The sequence below is a fragment of the Mycobacterium asiaticum genome, assembly GCF_001673365.1.
Lineage (GTDB): Bacteria > Actinomycetota > Actinomycetes > Mycobacteriales > Mycobacteriaceae > Mycobacterium > Mycobacterium asiaticum_A.
The window spans coordinates 14221-33378 of sequence record NZ_LZLS01000112.1; the positions used below are offsets into that span (position 1 = coordinate 14221).

The following is a 19158-nucleotide window of genomic DNA, read 5'->3' on the forward strand; positions in this document are numbered from 1 at the left end:
TGAGTTAGCTAACTATCCGGTCACCAATAACGCGGAGACGACGTAATTCGGCGAGTTCGTCGTCGCCGACACCTAGCCGGCGCAGGATCTCGTCATTGTGCTGGCCGAGGGTTGGCGGGGCGGTGCGGTGATGGCTGGGCGGGCCGGGGTTGATCCGAAACGGCCAACCCGGATATCGGTGAGTTCCGGTGACCGGATGCTCGAACTCCTCGTAGAAGCCGCGGGCTTCGAGTTGGGCGAACTCGTACATCTGCGCGCCAGTGCTCACCGGTTCTGCCGGGATACCTTGCGCGCGAAGGCTTTCCACGATAGCGGCGGCCGTCTGCGTGCGCGTCCAGCCAGCGACGAGTTCGTCGAACACGTCGTGGTCGAGCGATCCGTCATCGGGAAGCGACAAGGCGACCCATGCATCGTCTTCGCTGGTCGGGTAGACGCCCTGCAAATAGCCGCGGTGTCGGTTGCCTTGTCGTGGCCGTACGACCCCGTTCATCGAGTACTCGATCACGGGTTCGGCGGTAAGGCATGCGGCGACTTCGATTTGGGCGATCTCGATCAGTTGTCCTTCGCCGGTCCGGCGCCGGTGTTCAAGGGCGGCTAGCAGCGCAACGCCCGCGTGCACACCGACGACCGGGTCGGCCGGTCCCTGCAGGTTGCACGGCGGTCCGTCGGCGTAGCCGGTGGCGGCCGTCATGCCGGAAGTCTGTTCGATGTTCAGTGCCCAGCCGACGTAATCCCGCCAGGGACCCTGCAAGCCGAAGCCGGGCATGCGGACCGCGATCACATCGGGTTTCAGCTTCACCAGCGAGTCGTAGTCCAGGCCGAAATGCTCCACCACGCGCGGAGAAAAGTTCTCCACCACGACGTCGGCCTGCGCGGCCAGGCGGTGGGCGATCTCGCGTCCGCGTTCTGACGTCAGATCGAGGGTGACGTCTTTTTTGTTGAGGTTGGTGGCCTGCCACAGGGCGCTGCGCTCGTACCAGTCGTCGCCCTCGAACGGATAGGCGCCCGAGTAGCGGTGCCCGTCGGGTCGTTGAATGGACTCGACTTTGACGATGTCGGCGCCGAAGGAGCCCAGGTAGCAGGTCAGGTACGCCCCGGCCCAGAACGTACTCAAGTCCAGCACCCGCAGTCCGGCGAACGGCAACGCCCCCGACTCAGTGGTCCGCGAGCCGAAGGAGGATGCGGTTTCCGGCTCGCAATTTCGCCGTGCGGTCGGGCTCGCGGACATCCGGAACGGTAGCCCCGGGCACCGAAAGTCACGAAACTCCTTGAAGAAACCGCGCTTTGCGTACTGCGGAGATTCCAGAATGGTGGCGCCGTTGTTGACCGGTGCGGCCGGAATGCGCATGGCTTGGCTGATTTCGATGGTCTCGGCCACCGTGCGCTCAGCAAGCAATGGCTCTGCCTTGGCGAAGAATTCGGCGCGCTCGGGGCCACCCATCATGATCGCGATCTGATGTTCGCCATACTCCGGCAGATCCAGCATCGCGCAGACGTCGAGCCAGTGTTGTCCGGTCAGGCAGTTGATTCCCACCCATCCGTCGGCAGCCCGCACCACACCCAGCATCGGCGCCGAGCGCACATTCGACGGCAACCCAAGGCTGCGCATCCGTTCGACCATCAACATCGGATAGGGCAGCGTGGACAGCAGTGCCTCGAACTCCGAGACATCCACCTCAGATACCTTGCCCGGGTGGGGAATTCGCAGTGCCGTCAACGCACCCAGCGCGCCGTAGGCGCCCGCGACATACTCGGCGATGCGCGCGCCGGCCTGTACCGGAGGACGCTGCGGGTCCCGCGCGCTCACCCACCCCGCCACCGCCTGCATGGTCAGCGGCGATTCGATCCGGTCTCGCCAAGGACCGGTCTGGCCGAAGTGAGAAACGCTGAGCCGCACCAGTCCCGGGTTGATTCGGCTCAGCTCATCGGGACCCAGACCCCAGCCATCCAGTGTGCCGGGCGAAAGATTTTCCACCAGAATGTGCGCGTCGGCGATCAGCTCGCGGGCCTCGGCCACATCAGCTATTCGCTTGCCGGCGTTGAGGTATTCGAACAGGCCGGACCGATCCGGATTGGCGACGTCGCCGGGAAACGGCCCCCAGTACCGCAGCGAATCCCCGCCGGGCGGTTCGATCTTGACGACCTCGGCACCGAGGTCCACCAGCAGCTTTGTCGCGTAGGGACCCGAAATTTCGATGGCGATTTCGACGACGTGGAGCCCCGCGAGGGGTCCACTCACGCGGGAACCCCGATCGCCATCGGCTCCATGTATTGGTGCACTCCGCCGATTCCGCCGCCCTCACGGCCCAATCCGCTGAGTTTGAATCCACCGAACGGCGCCGCCCCGGGGCCGCACCCGTTGATCGCAACCTGCCCGGTACGGATCTGGCGGGCCACGCCGAGCGCCCGATCGACGTCGCCGCCCCACACCGATCCGGACAAGCCGTAGCGGGAATTGTTCGCGATCGCGACGGCGTCGTCGTCGTCGCGGTAACGCAACACGCTAAGCACCGGGCCGAACACTTCCTCTTGAGCGATAACGGAATTCGGCGTGACCTCGGTGAGAACCGTTGGCTCGAAGTAGAACCCGACGTCCAGGCCCGCTGGACGGCCTCCGCCGGTGACCACCCTGGCGCCCTGCTCCACCGCACCTGCGACGTGCGCTTCAACCCGTCCCCGTTGCGCGGCACTGATCAGCGGACCCATCTGCACCTCGGGATCGGTTGGGTCCCCGACTTTCACGTCGCGGGCCAGTGCGACCAACCGGTCGACGACCTCGTCGTGTAACGAATCGGGCAGCAGCAACCGGCTCTGCAGGATGCACGCCTGGCCCGCGTGCATCGAACAACAGTCGAACAGCATCTGCTGCAGCATCTCGTCGGTGACGTCGGTGTCGTCGAGGATGATGCACGCCGACTTGCCGCCCAGTTCAAGCAAGATCCGCTTCAGGGTGTCCCCGGCGGCAGACATAACCTCGCGACCGACGACAGTACTGCCGGTGAAGCTGACCATGTCGATGCGGGGATCGGTGGTGAGCAGCTTGGCCGCCGGCACACTCGATGGAGTGACGACGTTGACTACCCCGGCCGGGAAGTCGGTGTGTTCGTCGATGATCCGCGCCAGCGCCAGCCCTGCCAGCGGTGTGAGCGGCGACGGCTTGAGCACGACGGTATTACCCGCGGCCAGTGCGTGATTGAGCTTCATCACGTTGAGGCAATGCGGGAAGTTCCACGGCGTCAGGATCGACACGACGCCAAGTGGCTCATGACGCAGCAGCGTCTTTCCGGCTCCGATGCCGGTGACCTCTTCGTCCGCCAACTGAGTTGCGAGTTGGGCGGCGTGCATGGACATGAACGCGGCGCCGTCGACCTGCATTACCCGCTCGTTTGAGGTGCAGGCCCACTCCTGCTGGGACAGCGCGAAAAAGTCGTCGGCGTACTTGAGCAGGGCGTCGCCGAGTTGGCTGAGACAGGTTGCGCGCTCCGACGGGGACATCGTCGCCCACGGCCCCTCGTCGAAGGCTCGCCGCGCGGCCGCGACAGCCGCATCGACCTGGCCGACGCTCGCGTCGGGAGCAGCGGCGATGGGTTGCTCGGTAGCCGGGGAGATGTCGTCGTAGCGACCGTCGTCGGGTTCCACCCATTTGCCGTCGATGTAGAGCTGATAGGTGTCGATTAGTCCTGTGGGCGCCGGCTCGGCCATTGGGTTGTCACCCCTCTGTCGGTCATCTACCAACCTGGTGTACACCCGTCGGACCTAGAGGTCAATCGTCACCAGCCCGAATTTGCCATTACTTCAATGCATTGATGCCTGTATTGACAGGCGTAGGCGGCCGCGAGTAGACACATTGCGCAGGACACTTCACAGCAATGTGTCGGATCGGAGAACCGCCCGTGCGCACCGATGCCCCGCTGCACTCCCCCGAGTTCTACGCGGGCGACCCCTACCCGACCTACCGTGAGCTGCGTGCGACGTCACCTGTTCATTGGAACGACGTCACCAAATTCTGGGCACTGCTGAAATACGAGGACATTCGTTACGTGTCGAGCACCCCAGCTCTGTTCACCTCGACCAAGGGCATCTCCATACCCGACCCCGAGATGCCGAATCCGGTCCAGGAGGGCAACCTCATATTTACCGACCCGCCACGGCACCGGCAGATGCGCAAGCTGATCAATTCCGGTTTCACCAGGCGCCGGGTCGCCGTGCTGGAGCCGAAGATCCGCGAGATCGTGCGCGGGGTCCTCGATGAGGTGGCACCCGACTCCGTGCACGAATTCGCCGAAGAGATCGCCGCCCCGCTGCCCACCCGCATGATCGCCGAACTGATCGGCGCACCGCCGCAAGACTGGGAGCAGTTCCGCGCCTGGTCGGATGCCGCCACCGGAACCGCCGACCCGGACATCGAGCTCGATGCGTTCGTGGCCATCGGTCAACTCTTCGAGTACTTCCAGAAATTGATCGCGGAACGACGCCAAGAACCCCGTGACGACCTGCTCTCGGTGTTGGCCGCTGCCGAGATCGACGAACATCGACTCACCGACGAGGACCTGCTCAACTTTGCGTTCCTGCTGCTGGTGGCTGGCAATGAAACCACTCGCAATCTGATCGCGTTGGGCACCTTGGCATTGATCGACAACCCCGATCAGTGCCGCTTGCTGGTCGAGGATCCCGCGCTGATCCCCGGCGCCGTCGAGGAGATGTTGCGCTTTACCAGCCCGGTGGTCAGCATGTCGCGTGTTGCGACGGCCGACACGGAGATTCGCGGCCAGGGGATCCGCGAGGGCGATGTCGTGACGATGCTGTACGGGTCGGCCAACCGTGACGAGGACATCTTCGGCAGCGATGCAGAAGAATTCCGGGTGACCCGTCACCCCAACCCGCACATCGCCTTTGGGTGCGGTGAACATTCCTGCATCGGAGCACAATTGGCGCGGCTGGAAGCAACCATCTTGTTCGAGGAGTTGCTACGTCGCTTCCCCCGACTCGAACTCGTGGGCGACGTGGACCGGATGAAAGCAACGATGGTGCCCGGGGTGAAGCGAATGCCAGTGCGGCTGGGAGCCTGAGATATGGAACTGGAGTACACGCCCGAACAGGAGCAGCTACGCGCCGAAATGCGTGCCACGCTCGAGCAGGTGATGACGCCCGAGCGGGTGGCGGCCATCGGCGAGAAGATCGAGGGTGGCCCAGCCGTGCGGGACTGTGTCCGCGCCCTGGCACAAGCCAACCTGCTCGGCGTCGGATGGCCTAAAGAGTATGGCGGGCGGGGCTTTTCGGCGATCGAACAGTTCATCTTCTCCGAAGAGGCGCGCCGGGTGGGCGCGCCGATACCGTTGGTGACGCTCAATACGGTGGGTCCTACGTTGATGCAGCGCGGCAGCGAGGAGCAGAAGCAAAAGTTCCTGCCCGCAATCCTGGACGGCAGCGTCGAATTCGCGATCGGCTACTCAGAGCCGGGAGCCGGTAGCGACCTGGCATCGGTGCGCACCACCGCAGTGCGCGATGGTGACGAGTATGTGATCAACGGGCAGAAGATGTTCACCAGCGGCGCCGCCTACGCCGACTACATCTGGCTCGCCGCCCGCACCGACCCGAATGTGAAGAAACACAAAGGCATTTCGATTCTCATCGTGCCCACCTCCTCGCCCGGCTTCTCCTGGCAGCCACTGCACACCATGCCCGGCATCTCCACTTTCTACACGTTCTACGACAACGTGCGGGTGCCGGCCAGTGCGCTGGTGGGAGAGGAAAACCAAGGCTGGCAACTGATCACCACTCAGCTCAACTTCGAACGCGCCGCCCTGGGCAATCTGGGCGCGCTGGAGCCGCTGTTCGAGAAGACGCTGCGCTGGGCCAGCACAACCGAACTCGACGGCGGCCGCGTCATCGACCAGCCGTGGGTGCAACTCGCGTTGGCGCGAGTCGAGGCCCAGGTCGCCGCGTACAAGCTGGTCAATTTGCGGGTGAATGCCGCCATGACCAAGGGCGTGCTGAACATGGGCGAGGCGTCGGCGGCCAAGGTGTTCGGAACCGAACTCACCCAGCAGGTGGCCCGACAACTGTTGGAGGTGCTCGACGGCAACGGGATACGCCGCGGCGCTGATGCCCCGCTGCGCGGCGCGCTGGAAACGGCGTACCGACAAGCGGTGATCAACACCTTCGGCGGCGGCGCCAACGAAATCCAGCGTGACATCATCGCGATGGCCGGGCTGCGGATGCCGCGGGCACCTCGCGACTTGAGGGCCGCAGAAAAGTCAGGAGGATCAACCCAATGACAGACGCACAACTGCAGAGCAAGCTGCAGGCACTTGTCGGTCAACCGACCGGCGGTTCCGGAAAACCCTCGGTGGCACCGGATCCCGTCAATCAGCCGATGATCCGGCACTGGGCATACGCCCTGGCCGACCTCAATCCCGTTTACCTTGACCCCGATTTCGCGGCGACGTCGCGATTCGGCGGCATCGTGTCGCCACCGGTGATGCTGCAGACCTGGACGATGCCGTCCCCGAAACTCGAAGGCATCGGTGACCGTGGTGGTGCGCCGATCGAGATCAGATCCAATCCGACGTCATTCCTGGACGAGGCCGGCTACACCAGCACGGTGGCGACCAACTCCGAGTTCGAGATAGAACGCTATCCGCGATTGGGCGACTTGATCAGCGCCACGACGGTCTACGAGTCGGTCTCCGACGAGAAGAAGACGGCATTGGGGACGGGCTTCTTCTTGACCTGGGTCACCACATACACCGATCAGCATGGCGAGGTGCTGGGCCGACAGCGATTCCGGGTGCTGCGATTCAAGCCGGCGGCGCGCTGATGGCGACCCGAATGGCCCCGACCATCAGCCCGGACACCGAATTCTTCTGGAATGGGCTGCGGGACAACAAGCTTCTCATCCAGCGGTGTGGCGGCTGCGGTGCGCTACGCCACCCGCCGCGCCCGATGTGCCCGCACTGCCGATCGCTGGATTGGGAGGCGATCGAGTCGACTGGACGCGGCACCGTCTACAGCTTCGTGATGCCGCACCAACCCAGGGTGCCGTTTTTCGACTATCCCTACGTTGTCGCGCTGGTGGAACTCGAGGAGGGTATCCGGCTGGTGTCCAACCTGACAGACATCGACCCCGCCGACGTCACGGTGGGCATGGCAGTCGAAATCTATTATCAGAGCTTCGATAACGAGCTAGTGCTGCATCAATTCCGACCGAGCGCATAGCCATGGACTTCACCTTCACCGAAGAGCAGGAGACCATCTCCAAGCTCGCCCGCGAGGTCTTCGAGCGCCGCGCTAATCCGGATCGGCTCGCCGAACTCGAGGCAGGCGGGGTCCGCTTCGACGAGGCGCTCTGGAAAGAATTGGCCGCCGTCGACCTGCTGGGGACTGCCTTGCCGGAGTCGGTGGGCGGTACCGGCGGCGGCTTCGTGGAACTCGGGGTGCTGCTGGCCGAGGTCGGCTGGAGCGTCGCCGCGGTACCCGCCTATGCGACATTGGTCCTGGGCGCCGACCCGATCGCTCGGCACGGAACTGCCGAACAACGGCAGCGGTACTTGCCGGAAGTCGTTGCTGGGAAATGCATTCTGACCGCGGGACTATCGGAGCCCCACCGCTCTGACCCGAGATCGCCGGCGACCACCGCGACGCGTGACGGAACGAGTTGGCGACTCGACGGAACCAAGGAACTGGTGCCGGCCGCCCAATTGGCCGACACCATGCTGATTCCGGCGCGCACCGAAGACGGTGAGACGGGACTGTTCTTGGTCGCCGCTGACACCGCTGGTCTGGAGATCCGTCCGGCGAAGACCACCAACCGGGAACCACACGCCGACGTATTCCTGGACGGTGCAACCGTTTCCGATCAAGACCGGCTGGCCGGGGACGTCGACTCGATATATAGCCGCGCGCTAATCGCGCTGTGCGCTATCCAACTGGGCGTCGTGGAGCGGGCCCTGCACATCGCCGCCACCTACACCACGGGGCGCGAGCAGTTTGGCAGACCGATCGGAAGCTTCCAGGCCGTACAGCAGCGAATGGCCGACGGCTTCATCGATGTCGAGGCGATCCGTTGGACCACCTGGCACGCGGCCTGGCTGGTCGCCCACGACCGCCCGGCCGATCGGGCAGCCCGCATCGCCAAGTTCTGGGCCGCCGAAGCCGGCGCACGCGTTGCCGCCACCGCCCAACATGTGCACGGCGGTATCGGCATCGACACGACCTACCCCCTGCACCGTTACTTCCTGTGGGCCAAGCACAACGAACTCACCCTCGGCCCGGCGACCCAACAGCTTGCCTGCCTCGGCGCGACTTACCCGGAAGGACATTGATGACCACCACCGACCGCGGCAACAAAACTCTGAGTTGGCACGATATCGCCGAAGGCGACGAGGCAACTCCGCTCGAAATCCCAATCACGACAACGATGATCGTTGCGGGGGCCATTGCCTCGCGGGACTTCATGCCGGTGCATCACGATCGCGACTACGCCAACAAGCAGGGCTCGCCCAATCTATTCATGAATATCCTGACCACTAACGGGTACTGCGTGCGGTTCCTCACCGACTGGGCCGGACCCGAGGCGATGGTCAAGAAACTCTCGATTCGCCTTGGCGTGCCGTGCTTTCCGGACGATCCACTGCGCTTCACCGGTACCGTGACGAGCAAGACCGCCGGAGCGGACGGGGAGAATTTCGTCGAAGTGACCTTCCAAGGTGCCAACAGTCTGGGCAATCACGTCTCGGGCACCGCGATACTCAGCCTCCTCGACGAGGCACAGTGATGGGCAGCACCCTGCCCGGCGCCGCGGCAATCGTCGGCATCGGCCAAACCGAGTTCTCCAAGGAATCCGGCCGCAGCGAACTGCAATTGGCCTGCGAGGCGGTCAGCGCAGCGCTTGATGACGCCGGTCTGGCGCCCAGCGACGTCGACGGCATGGTCACGTTCACCATGGACTCCAGCGACGAGATCGAGATCGCCCGCAATGTGGGCATCGGCGACCTGAGTTTCTTCAGCCGCGTCCATCACGGCGGCGGTGCCGCTGCCGGCACCGTCGTGCATGCGGCGATGGCCGTGGCGACTGGAGTCGCGGACGTGGTGGTGTGCTGGCGCGCCTTCAACGAGCGGTCCGGCTTCCGGTTCGGCGGCAGCGGGCGTACCAGCGCCCAAACCCCGTTGTTCATGGCGCATTACGCTCCATTCGGCTTGATCACCCCGGCCGCCTGGGTAGCGCTGCACGCGCAGCGGTACATGTCGACCTACGGCGTCACCAACGAGGACTTCGGTCGCATCGCCGTCGTCGACCGCGCGCACGCCGCCCGAAACCCCGACGCGTGGTTCTACGAACGGCCAATCACGTTGGCAGACCATCAGAACTCGCGCTGGATCATCGAACCGGTGCTGCGGCTGCTGGACTGCTGCCAGGAGAGCGACGGCGGGGTCGCCTTGGTGGTAACCAGCGCCGAGCGGGCGCGCGACCTGCGCCAGCCGCCGGCGATCATCGCCGCGGCCGCCCAGGGCGCGGCAGCCAACGGCGAGATGATGACCAGCTACTACCGCGACGACATCACCGGCCTGCCCGAGATGCGCGTGGTCGGCGATCGCCTATGGCGCGATTCCGGCCTCAAACCAACCGATATCCAAACCGCCTTCATCTACGACCATTTCACGCCATTCGTCTTCACTCAGCTTGAAGAACTCGGATTCTGCGGGCCTGGGGAGGCTAAGGACTTCGCCACCATCGAGCGTCTCTCGCTGGGCGGCGAGTTTCCGATCAACACCAACGGCGGCCTGCTCGGCGAGGCATACATCCACGGCATGAACGGCATCACCGAGGGGGTGCGCCAGGTTCGTGGCACCTCGCACAACCAGGTCACCAACGTCGAGCACGTGCTGGTCACCTCGGGGACCGGTGTCCCCACCAGCGGCTTAATTCTCACTGGGGCTGATTAGGCGCAGTCATGACCCAGGCTTCGACGTCGAGCGACACCCGCGAACTCATCCTGGACGCCGCATACGCCTGCTTTCGCAAGCATGGTCTGTTGAAAGCGACGATCGTCGACATCGCCCGGGAGGCGAACGTCTCGCGCAGCACCATCTACGAATACTTCCGCGACAAGGGCGCCATCCTGGAAGCCTGCGCCGAACACGCCTCTGAGCAGTTCTACCGGGAGATGTCACGGGCCATGGCCGGCGGCACTTCGTTGGAGGAGAAGCTGGCCAACGCAGCGGTATTCGTTGCCCAGGCGCGCCGCGCAATCGCCTCCGAGGAGTACTTCGACGAGGACGCGATCAGCTTGCTGCTGACCAAGGACGCCGGCGTACTGCTGCGTGAGTGCGTCGACTTCCTGGCGCCCTATTTGTCCGCGGCCAAACTCACCGGCGAGGTTCGCAAGGACCTCGACGTCGCGCCCGCCGGTGAGTGGTTCGCGCGAATCTTGTTCTCGCTGTTCAGCACTCCGTCGTCGACCATGGATCTTGACGATCCGGATGTCGTCGCGGACTTCGTGCGCACGCACGCGGTCCGTGGCTTCGCCAGCGATCGGCCGGGGCGCGGCCCGTCACGGCGCGCTACTTAGCCCTTGGGCGCCCAGCGTGACTCCTATGACGGTCGATCGGCGCGTCGCGTCGTGAAATTCACACTCGGCGCGTAGCTCTTCTGACGTTCGGCCAGTGCCCGCAGGAAGAACCCCAGGTTTGCCGGGCGTTCGGCTAACCGCCGCGTGAAGTACCCGTACCACTGGGTGCCGAACGGCACATACACCCGCACCTGGTTGCCGGCCTCCGCCAACCGCAGCTGCTCGTCGTCGCGAATGCCGTACAACATCTGATATTCGAAATCAGCTGCACTAAAGCAGGATTCGCGAGCCAGATGTGCGGTGGCGTCGATAATCACCGGGTCGTGCGTGGCCACCATGGGATAACCGCGGCCCGCCGTCAGCAGCCGCAGGCAACGCAGGTACGACTCGGTGATCTCGTCACCGTCCCGATGTGCGACCGACCCGGGTTCGTCGTAGGCGCCCTTGCACAACCGGACCCGCGCGCCCACCGTCGCGAGTTCGGCACAGTCGCCCACCGCACGCCGCAGGTAGGCCTGCACAACCGTTCCGAGCCAAGGGAAGTCGACCCGCAGATCGCCCGATATCGACAGCGTCGAATCGGTGGTGGTGTGATCCTCGGCGTCCACCGTCACCCAGACACCGACCTCGGCCGCCCGTGCACAGATGGTTCGTGCGTTGTCCAACGCAATCTTTTGACCGTCGCGATCCAGCGCCTGCCCCAGTGCGGAGAGCTTGCACGACACCTCCAGCGGTCGCACACCATCGCCAACGGCGTCCTCCCGTCTGCTCAGCGCATCGAGCAGGGACAGGTAGGTCTGCACGGTAGCGTCAGCGCCGTCGGCATCCGTAACGTTTTCCCCCAGGTAGTCGATGCTGACGTAGCGACCCGAATCACGCAGTATAGCAATGCTTCTCAGCACATCGTCAAGTGAATCCCCGGGTACGAACCTGCGCACGACCCGGCGCGTCACCGGTGCGCGCTCGACAATGCGGCGCAGCCTGTCCGCCCGGCCAGCGGCGAGCAGCATTGGTCGCACGGTGTGGGCGAACAGGCCGGCAATCATTCGGGTTCCATGTGCGGGTAGTTGTGGTCAGTGGCGGCGACGAACGTCTCCTTGATGGTGCGTGCCGAGGTCCAGCGCAACAGGTTCAGCGCCGACCCGGCTTTGTCATTGGTGCCCGACCCGCGGGAACCCCCGAACGGTTGACGGCCGACCACGGCGCCGGTCGGTTTGTCGTTGACATAGAAGTTGCCCGCCGCGAACCGCAGACGCTGCTGGGCGCTCAGCACGGCCGCGCGATCATCGGCAATCACCGCGCCGGTCAACGCATATCGGGATCCGGTGTCGACGACTTCGAGGATCCGGTCGTATTGGTCGTCGGGGTAGACGTGCACCGACAGCAGCGGCCCGAAGTATTCGGTGGCGAACGCCTCGTCGGTTGGGTCGTCGGACAATAGGACCGTGGGACGGACGAAATACCCTTCGTTGTCGTCGTATTCGCCGCCGACGGCGATGGTGATCCCGGCCGCACCCTTGGCTCGCTCGATCGCATCGACGTTCTTGACGAACGCGCGTCGGTCGATCAGCGCACCGCCGAAGTTGGACAGGTCGGTGACGTCGCCGTAGCGCAAATCGGCTGCGGCGCCGAGGAAGTCGTCGCCCATTCGTTGCCACACCGAACGGGCGATGAACGCCCGCGACGCCGCCGAGCACTTCTGGCCCTGGTAGTCGAACGCGCCGCGAATCAGCGCCGTGCGCAACACATCCGGGCGTGCTGAAGCGTGAGCGACCACGAAGTCCTTGCCGCCCGTCTCGCCGACCAGCCGCGGATAGCTGTGGTAGCGGCCGATATTGGTGCCGACCCGTTGCCATAGTTGTTGGAAGGTGGAGGTGGATCCGGTGAAGTGAATACCGGCCAGCCGCGGGTCGCTCAGCGCCACATCCGACACGTCCAGCCCATCACCGGTGACCAGATTGATCACGCCGGGTGGCAACCCCGCGTCCTCGAGCAGTTGCATGGTCAGATACGCCGACAGGGTCTGGGTGATCGACGGCTTCCACACCACGGTGTTGCCCATCAGCGCCGGCGCGGTGGGCAGGTTGGCCGCAATCGAGGTGAAGTTGAAGGGGGTGATGGCGTAGACGAAACCGTCCAGCGGTCGGTAGTCACTGCGGTTCCACTCCCCCGGACCGCTGATCGGCTGCTGGGCGAGGATTTGTCGGGCGAACGCTACGTTGAATCGCCAGAAGTCGACCTGCTCGCACGGCGCGTCGATCTCGGCTTGGTACACCGATTTGGATTGCCCCAGCATGGTGGCGGCCGCGATCTTCTCCCGCCACGGTCCGGCCAGCAGGTCGGCCGCGCGCAGGAATACCGCGGCGCGTTCGTCGGAGGGCGTCTGAGCCCACGTGCTTCTCGCGGCCATCGCGGCCTCGACTGCCGCGGACGCGTCCTCGTACCTCGCGTTGGTCAAGGTGCCGAGTTTCGCGGCATGCCGATGCGGCTGCACGACGTCGATTCGTTCGCCGCCGCCCATTTGGTGCTTGCCCGCGATGACGTGCGGCAGGTCGATCGGGTGGTCGGCCAGTGCGGTCAGTTCGGCGCGCAACCGGCTGCGTTCGGGCGAACCGGGCGCGTAGTCGTGGACCGGTTCGTTGGCGGGCATCGGTACCGCGGTGATGGCGTCCATGCAGCCAGGATGCCCATCGCGCACCAGCGATGAGTTGGCTGATTCGACAACATCAACCGCTCTTCCTAGTAGGATCGAACAATATGCGAGCACCCGGTGTCGGACTGGGACAGTTGCTGCTCGCCCTGGACGCGACCATGGTGAATCTGGTTGCCGCACCGCGCGGCCTGGATCTTGCGGTGGCGACGGCGGCGTTGATCGATTCCGACGACATTCGGCTGGGGCTGGCGCCGGCCGCGGGCTCGGCCGACGTGTTCTTTCTGCTCGGAGTCACCGACTGGGAGGCGGTGCGCTGGGTCGGCGGCCCGGGCAGATCCCCGGTGCAGGCTCCGGTGGCCATCTTCGTCAAGGAGCCGACTGACGCACTGGTGGCGCGCGCGGCGCAAGCCGGTTCGGCGGTGGTCGCAGTCGAACCGCAGGCCCGCTGGGAGCGGATATACCAGCTGGTCAACCACGTTTTGGAACATCACGGCGACCCGGCGGACCCGCAGGAGGACTCCGGCACCGACCTGTTCGGTCTGGCGCAGTCGTTGGCCGAGCGCATCCATGGAATGGTCAGCATCGAAGACGCCCAGTCACATGTGCTGGCGTATTCGGCCTCCAATGACGAGGCCGACGAGTTGCGTCGGCTGTCCATCCTGGGCCGCGCCGGGCCACCTGAGCATCTGCAATGGATCGGTCAGTGGGGCATCTTCGACGCGTTGCGGGCCGGCGATGCGGCGGTGCGTGTCGCCGAGCGTCCCGAGCTGGGACTACGTCCGCGGCTGGCGATTGGCATCCATCAATCCGGTCCGCCGCGCATCCCGGATTTCGTCGGCGCGATTTGGGTGCAGCAGGGCGCCCGGCCGTTGGCTGAGGACGCCGAGGAGATACTGCGCGGCGCCGCCGTGCTGGCGGCGCGGATCATAGCCCGCTTGGCGGCTCGTCCGTCGACGCACGCCCGGCGGGTGCAACAGTTGCTCGGGCTGGGCCAGGCCGACGCGGGTGACGTCGCCGCGATCGCCCGCGAACTCAGCCTGCCCGTGGCGGCCACCGGCGCACTGATCGGCTGGGACACCGTCGGCAGCTCCGACCCTCACCCCCGACTCGGCGAGGTCTTAGCGTTGAGCGCCAGCGCTTTTCGGCATGATGCCCAAGTGGCATCGCACGGTCGACGGGTGTACGTGCTGCTCCCGCAGATCGCGAAATCCCGATCGGTCGCGTCCTGGGTCCGCGGCACGATCAGTGCGCTGCGTACGGAGTTGAATGTCGGTTTGCGCGCGGCTATCGCGGCTCCGGTCACCGGCCTGGCCGCGGTGGCAGCGGCTCGCCTCGAGGTGGATCGCGTGCTGGATAGCGCCGGACGCCACCCTGTCGCGATCGGACAGGTGACCTCGCTAGCCGAGGCGCGCACCACGGTCTTGCTGGACGAGATCGTCGCCCTGGTGAGTGCGGACGAGCGCCTGGTCGACCCACGGATACATGACTTGTGCGCGAAAGATCCGGTTCTGGTCGACACCCTGCGGGCATACCTGGATTGCTTCGGCGACATCGGCGCCGCCGCCACCCGGTTGCAGGTGCATCCCAACACGATTCGCTATCGGGTGCGGCGAATTGAGCGCCTGTTATCCACTTCGTTCGCCGATCCCGATGTGCGACTTGTGTTTTCGCTCGGATTGCGGGTAGTGGGAGCGGCTGCTTCTCGCCCGGGGGGCCCGGCCGGGGGTAAGCTCTAATCGCTCGATCCAGCTACTACCCGCTGGTCGCGACGTGTGGAGGTACCCATGACGGACCAACCGCCTTACCCGCCGCCGTATCCGGGCCCGCCGCCCGGCGGGTCCGGGTATCCCCCGCCGCCCGGCGGTTATGGCGGCTACGGTTACCCACCGCCGCCGCAGAACTACGGGCCCAGCACCAACGCGATGGCGCTTGCCGCGCTTATCGCTTCGATAACCGGATTTATCACCTGCGGCCTGGGGGCCGTTTTAGGGCTGATTTTCGGTTTCATCGGCCTCAGCCAGATCAAGCGAACCGGTGACGGCGGTCGCGGTTTGGCGATAGCCGGAATCGTGATCAGTCTGGCGACATTTGGCATTTTCCTGATCGCCCTCATCATCGGGCTGGTCACCGACGACCATTCCAATAGTTCCGCGCCGGCAACGGCGATAGTAATCATCAGCGATAGCCATCCCGCTGACCTGGTCGCCTGAAGTTGGCGCGTGCGCAATAGTTTTTCTCAGGGTGATGGTAACTGTAAGTGTTGCAGCGGATTTCCGTGCGGTTAGGCTGCGTGGGTGGCCGATCACCCGTCGTCATATCTAGTGCTGGCATCGCAGCGCAGCGGCAGTACGCTGCTGGTCGAATCGCTGCGCGCGACCGGCGTGGCCGGTGAGCCGCAGGAGTTTTTCCAATACTTGCCCACCACCAGTCAGTCGCCCCAACCTCGGGAGTGGTTTGCCGGCGTTGAGGACGAATCGATACTGAGCCTGTTGGACCCACTCGACGAGGGAAAGCCCGACCTGGCACCGCCTGAGATCTGGCGTGACTACATCCGCACCGTCGGGCGCACTCCCAACGGCGTGTGGGGCGGCAAGTTGATGTGGAACCAGACGCCGCTGCTGCTGGATCGGGTGTCTGGACTCGAAGAGCGATCGGGTGAGGGATTGCTGGCCGCGATCCGCGACGTCGTTGGTGAGGACCCACTGCTCATCCATATCCACCGGCCCGATGTGGTCTCGCAGGCGGTGTCGTTTTGGCGCGCCGTGCAGACGCGGGTGTGGCGGGGCAGGCCCGACCCGGTCCGCGACGCGCGTGCCACTTACCACGCGGGCGCGATTGCTCACGTCGTCAAGATGTTGCAGGCGCAAGAGGCAGGCTGGCAGGCCTGGTTCGAGGAAGAGAACGTCAAACCGATCGAGATCTCCTATCCGGTGTTGTGGCGCAACCTGACTCAGGTGGTGGGCGACATTCTGGAACAGTTGGGGCTGGACCGGCGGCAGGCACCGGAGCCGGTGCTACAGCGGCAGGCCGACCAGCGTTCCGATGAGTGGGTGGACCGCTATCGGGTGGATGCCGAAAAGGAAGGCCTACCAACGTGACCGCGACCAACACACTGCACGTCGACGAGCTGCGCCTGCTGGAAGCAGAGGCGGTGCACATCATCCGCGAGGTCGTCGCCGAACTGGAACGCCCGGTGTTGCTGTTTTCGGCCGGTAAAGACTCGATAGTGTTACTTCGCTTGGCGGAGAAGGCATTCCGGCCGCTACCACTACCGTTTCCAGTCATGCACGTGGACACCGGGCACAACTTTCCCGAAGTGATCGAGTTCCGGGACCGCCGGGTCACCGGTGAGGGACACAAGCTGATAGTGGCCTCGGTCCAGGAATCGATCGACAAGGGCCGAGTGCCCGATCCCGGTCCCACTGCTTCGCGCAACCGCGCCCAGACCCGCACCCTGCTCGACGCACTGGAAGAAGGCGGCTTCGACGCGGCGTTCGGCGGCGCCCGCCGCGACGAGGAACGCGCCCGCGCAAAGGAACGGATTCTGAGCTTCCGCGACGAATTCGGTCAATGGGACCCACGTGCTCAGCGCCCCGAGCCGTGGACCCTCTACAACGGCCGGATCAAGAAGGGCGAACAGGTCCGGGTGTTTCCGCTAAGCAACTGGACCGAACTCGATATCTGGCGTTACATCGAGCTCGAAGGCCTGGAGATCCCGTCGATTTACTACGCGCATGAGCGAGAGGTGTTCGAGCGCGACGGCATTCTGCTGGCGGTGTCGGAATATGCCACGCCGCAGAATGGTGAAACCGCGGCCGTCGAATGGGTGCGATATCGCACCGTCGGCGACCTGACCATCACCGGGGCGGTGCGTTCCGAGGCCACCGACATCACCGGCGTCATCGTCGAAATATCGGCGGCCACGGTGTCCGAGCGCGGTGAGACGCGCGCCGATGACCGCACCTCGGCGGCCGCGATGGAAGACCGCAAGCGAGAGGGCTACTTCTGATGACCACCTCCGAAAAGACCGGCAAGGTGGAAAAGATCTTGCACCCCAGGGGCGTAACGCGTCAGTTGTTGCGCATCACCACCGCGGGTTCGGTGGACGACGGCAAGAGCACCCTGATCGGACGGCTGTTGCACGACACCGACAGCCTGCCGTTGGACCACCTGGAGGCGGTCACCGACGAGGAGGGCGTCGCCGACTTGGCCGCGCTTTCCGATGGACTGCGTGCCGAACGCGAGCAGGGCATCACCATCGACGTCGCCTACCGATTCTTTTCCACCGAGACTCGCAGCTACATCCTGGCCGATACGCCCGGCCATGAGCGCTACACCCGCAACATGTTCACCGGTGCCTCCAACGCCCACGTCGCGATCCTGCTTGTGGATGCGCGCGCCGGCGTGCTGCGCCAGACCCGCAGGCATGCCCGAATCGCAAAGTTGTTGGGCATCAAGCACTTTGTGGCGGCGGTGAACAAGATCGACCTAATCGACTTCGACCGCGGCAAGTTCGCCGAGGTCGAGGAACAGCTGAGCCAGGTAGCGGGGCGGCTGGGCGAGGTCGACATCAAGGTGATCCCGATCGCCGCCAAGCACGGGGACAACGTGGTGCACAGCTCTGAACGGACCCCGTGGTACGAGGGACCGACTCTGCTCGAGTACCTCGAGAACGTGGAACTCGCCGCGCCAAACGCCGAGGCGTCGCGACTGCGACTGCCGGTGCAGTGGGTGTCGCGGCCGACCGAGAACGTGCGCCGGCGCTACACCGGGCGGCTGGCGGCCGGGACGCTCAGCGTCGGCGATCCGGTGGTATCGCTACCTGCCGGCACGCGTTCGGAAGTGACTTCGTTAGACACCCTCGACGACGGCCGGACCACAGCGGTTACGCCACTGTCGGTTTCGATCGAACTCGCCGACGACATCGACGTGGGCCGCGGTGATGTCCTGGTGCGCGGCGCCGACGATGCGGTGCACCCGGTGCTGGCCCGGGAGATCGACGCAACAGTCTGCTGGTTTATCGACTCCCCATTGCGCGCCGGCGACCGATTGGCGCTCAAGCAAACCACCAAGACGGTGCGGGCCACCGTTCAAGAACTGCACTCGCGGCTGGACCCCGAAACCCTCGACGAACTCGACCAGCCAGTCGAACTGACGCTCAACGACATTGGCACTGTGACATTGCGAACCAGCTCTGTCGTCATCGCCGATCCCTACGTCGACAACCGCGATAGCGGCTCGTTCATCCTGATCGACGAAGCCAGCAACGACACCGTCGGCGCAGGCACCATCATCGAGGCCCGCGAAGTCAAGCCTGGTACCCATTCGCGCAGCGACATCCGTTGGCACCCATCGGCCCTGGACCGCAAACACCGTTGGAAGGCCACCGAGCAGTCGGGTGCGACCATCTGGTTCACCGGCCTGCCGGCCTCCGGCAAGTCAACGGTCGCGGTCGCGGTAGAACGGGCACTCGTGGAAACCGGTCGGGTGGCGTATCTGCTCGACGGTGACAACCTGCGCCACGGACTGTCCGACGATTTGGGCTTCTCGCCCGGCGATCGCACCGAAAACATCAGGCGGGTAGGTCATTTGACGCGCCTGCTGGCTGATGCGGGCGTGGTCGCGCTGGCCTCACTGGTGTCGCCGCTGAAGTCGGACCGCGAGACCGCGCGCGCCCTCAACGATGCCGCAAAGTTGCCGTTCATCGAAGTGCACGTCGCAACCTCGCTCGAAGAATGCGAAAAGCGTGATCCCAAGGGCCTTTACGCACGCGCCCGCAAGGGCGAGCTCAAGGGTCTGACGGGTGTCGACGCGCCTTACGAGGCACCGGAAAACCCGGACCTCGTGCTCGACACCACCGGCGCGGACATCGACGAGTTGGTGGCTCAAGTCATCAGGTTGCTCGACGAACGTAGTCCGCGCCGGTCGCACTGA

The 19158-nt window shown here is 64.9% G+C and carries 17 protein-coding genes; 13 read left to right on the forward strand and 4 right to left on the reverse strand.

The annotated features are described in order from the left end of the window. Nucleotides 1-4 precede the first annotated feature (4 nt). Both A5634_RS12835 and A5634_RS12840 read right to left on the reverse strand, forming a co-directional pair. A complete protein-coding gene (locus A5634_RS12835; RefSeq protein ID WP_065144429.1) occupies nt 5-2239 on the reverse strand; it encodes a CaiB/BaiF CoA transferase family protein in 2235 nt (744 codons plus the stop codon). Continuing rightward, complete coding sequence (locus A5634_RS12840) at nt 2236-3702, reverse strand: aldehyde dehydrogenase family protein (RefSeq protein WP_065144430.1); 1467 nt, start codon at nt 3700-3702, stop codon at nt 2236-2238. The genes A5634_RS12835 and A5634_RS12840 overlap by 4 nt, the downstream gene beginning before the upstream one ends. A gap of 167 nt (nt 3703-3869) precedes the next feature. Here A5634_RS12840 and A5634_RS12845 point away from each other — a divergent pair, with 167 nt between their 5' ends. Genes A5634_RS12845 through A5634_RS12880 form a run of 8 tightly spaced genes read left to right on the forward strand, consistent with a single transcriptional unit; the run spans nt 3870 to nt 10571 of the window. Beyond that, a complete protein-coding gene (locus A5634_RS12845; protein ID WP_065144431.1) occupies nt 3870-5069 on the forward strand; it encodes a cytochrome P450 in 1200 nt (399 codons plus the stop codon). 3 nt (nt 5070-5072) lie between these two features. Beyond that, nucleotides 5073-6278 (forward strand): acyl-CoA dehydrogenase family protein, encoded by a 1206-nt coding sequence (locus A5634_RS12850; RefSeq protein ID WP_065144432.1) that lies wholly within the window; start codon nt 5073-5075, stop codon nt 6276-6278. After that, the gene (locus A5634_RS12855; protein ID WP_065144433.1) at nt 6275-6820 is read left to right on the forward strand and encodes an FAS1-like dehydratase domain-containing protein; all 546 of its coding nucleotides are present in this window, start codon (nt 6275-6277) and stop codon (nt 6818-6820) included. The genes A5634_RS12850 and A5634_RS12855 overlap by 4 nt, the downstream gene beginning before the upstream one ends. Continuing rightward, entirely contained in the window at nt 6820-7218 is a 399-nt protein-coding gene (locus A5634_RS12860) for a Zn-ribbon domain-containing OB-fold protein (protein ID WP_065144434.1), read from the forward strand. Before A5634_RS12855 ends, A5634_RS12860 begins: the two co-directional genes overlap by 1 nt. Before the next feature lie 2 nt (nt 7219-7220). After that, complete coding sequence (locus tag A5634_RS12865) at nt 7221-8324, forward strand: acyl-CoA dehydrogenase family protein (RefSeq protein WP_065144435.1); 1104 nt, start codon at nt 7221-7223, stop codon at nt 8322-8324. Further along, nucleotides 8324-8776, forward strand: a complete 453-nt coding sequence (locus tag A5634_RS12870) for a MaoC family dehydratase (RefSeq protein ID WP_065144436.1) — start codon at nt 8324-8326, stop codon at nt 8774-8776. The genes A5634_RS12865 and A5634_RS12870 overlap by 1 nt, the downstream gene beginning before the upstream one ends. Next, the gene (locus A5634_RS12875; protein WP_065144437.1) at nt 8776-9945 is read left to right on the forward strand and encodes a lipid-transfer protein; all 1170 of its coding nucleotides are present in this window, start codon (nt 8776-8778) and stop codon (nt 9943-9945) included. Before A5634_RS12870 ends, A5634_RS12875 begins: the two co-directional genes overlap by 1 nt. An 8-nt stretch (nt 9946-9953) precedes the next feature. Further along, a complete protein-coding gene (locus tag A5634_RS12880) occupies nt 9954-10571 on the forward strand; it encodes a TetR/AcrR family transcriptional regulator (protein WP_065144438.1) in 618 nt (205 codons plus the stop codon). Nucleotides 10572-10594: 23 nt separating this feature from the next. On the opposite strand, the gene A5634_RS12885 is transcribed toward A5634_RS12880, so the two are convergent. Together A5634_RS12885 and pruA are read right to left on the reverse strand one after the other, a co-directional pair. Continuing rightward, nucleotides 10595-11614 (reverse strand): proline dehydrogenase family protein, encoded by a 1020-nt coding sequence (locus A5634_RS12885; RefSeq protein WP_155769521.1) that lies wholly within the window; start codon nt 11612-11614, stop codon nt 10595-10597. Continuing rightward, nucleotides 11614-13245, reverse strand: a complete 1632-nt coding sequence (gene pruA / locus A5634_RS12890; RefSeq protein WP_065144440.1) for an L-glutamate gamma-semialdehyde dehydrogenase — start codon at nt 13243-13245, stop codon at nt 11614-11616. Before pruA ends, A5634_RS12885 begins: the two co-directional genes overlap by 1 nt. Before the next feature lie 83 nt (nt 13246-13328). Here pruA and A5634_RS12895 point away from each other — a divergent pair, with 83 nt between their 5' ends. The 5 genes from A5634_RS12895 (at nt 13329) to cysC (ending at nt 19158) form a co-directional block, all read left to right on the forward strand. Further along, a complete protein-coding gene (locus A5634_RS12895; RefSeq protein WP_065144441.1) occupies nt 13329-14960 on the forward strand; it encodes a PucR family transcriptional regulator in 1632 nt (543 codons plus the stop codon). A gap of 48 nt (nt 14961-15008) precedes the next feature. Then, nucleotides 15009-15434, forward strand: a complete 426-nt coding sequence (locus tag A5634_RS12900; RefSeq protein ID WP_155769518.1) for a DUF4190 domain-containing protein — start codon at nt 15009-15011, stop codon at nt 15432-15434. Nucleotides 15435-15518: 84 nt separating this feature from the next. Further along, nucleotides 15519-16322, forward strand: coding sequence for a trehalose 2-sulfotransferase (gene stf0, locus A5634_RS12905; RefSeq protein ID WP_065144443.1), 804 nt, complete (start codon nt 15519-15521; stop codon nt 16320-16322). Next, a complete protein-coding gene (cysD, locus tag A5634_RS12910) occupies nt 16319-17233 on the forward strand; it encodes a sulfate adenylyltransferase subunit CysD (protein ID WP_065144444.1) in 915 nt (304 codons plus the stop codon). The genes stf0 and cysD overlap by 4 nt, the downstream gene beginning before the upstream one ends. Further along, the gene (gene cysC / locus A5634_RS12915; RefSeq protein WP_065144445.1) at nt 17233-19158 is read left to right on the forward strand and encodes an adenylyl-sulfate kinase; all 1926 of its coding nucleotides are present in this window, start codon (nt 17233-17235) and stop codon (nt 19156-19158) included. Before cysD ends, cysC begins: the two co-directional genes overlap by 1 nt.

Bases quoted from the DNA above. Each gene is read 5' to 3' on its own strand.
- pruA (WP_065144440.1), bottom strand. From the start codon at position 13,245: ATGGACGCCATCACCGCGGTACCGATGCCCGCCAACGAACCGGTCCAC.
- A5634_RS12865 (WP_065144435.1), top strand. From the start codon at position 7,221: ATGGACTTCACCTTCACCGAAGAGCAGGAGACCATCTCCAAGCTCGCC.
- A5634_RS12845 (WP_065144431.1), top strand. From the start codon at position 3,870: ATGTGTCGGATCGGAGAACCGCCCGTGCGCACCGATGCCCCGCTGCAC.
- A5634_RS12855 (WP_065144433.1), top strand. From the start codon at position 6,275: ATGACAGACGCACAACTGCAGAGCAAGCTGCAGGCACTTGTCGGTCAA.
- A5634_RS12880 (WP_065144438.1), top strand. From the start codon at position 9,954: ATGACCCAGGCTTCGACGTCGAGCGACACCCGCGAACTCATCCTGGAC.
- A5634_RS12900 (WP_155769518.1), top strand. From the start codon at position 15,009: ATGACGGACCAACCGCCTTACCCGCCGCCGTATCCGGGCCCGCCGCCC.
- A5634_RS12875 (WP_065144437.1), top strand. From the start codon at position 8,776: ATGGGCAGCACCCTGCCCGGCGCCGCGGCAATCGTCGGCATCGGCCAA.
- cysC (WP_065144445.1), top strand. From the start codon at position 17,233: ATGACCACCTCCGAAAAGACCGGCAAGGTGGAAAAGATCTTGCACCCC.
- A5634_RS12870 (WP_065144436.1), top strand. From the start codon at position 8,324: ATGACCACCACCGACCGCGGCAACAAAACTCTGAGTTGGCACGATATC.
- A5634_RS12840 (WP_065144430.1), bottom strand. From the start codon at position 3,702: ATGGCCGAGCCGGCGCCCACAGGACTAATCGACACCTATCAGCTCTAC.
- A5634_RS12895 (WP_065144441.1), top strand. From the start codon at position 13,329: ATGCGAGCACCCGGTGTCGGACTGGGACAGTTGCTGCTCGCCCTGGAC.
- A5634_RS12860 (WP_065144434.1), top strand. From the start codon at position 6,820: ATGGCGACCCGAATGGCCCCGACCATCAGCCCGGACACCGAATTCTTC.
- A5634_RS12850 (WP_065144432.1), top strand. From the start codon at position 5,073: ATGGAACTGGAGTACACGCCCGAACAGGAGCAGCTACGCGCCGAAATG.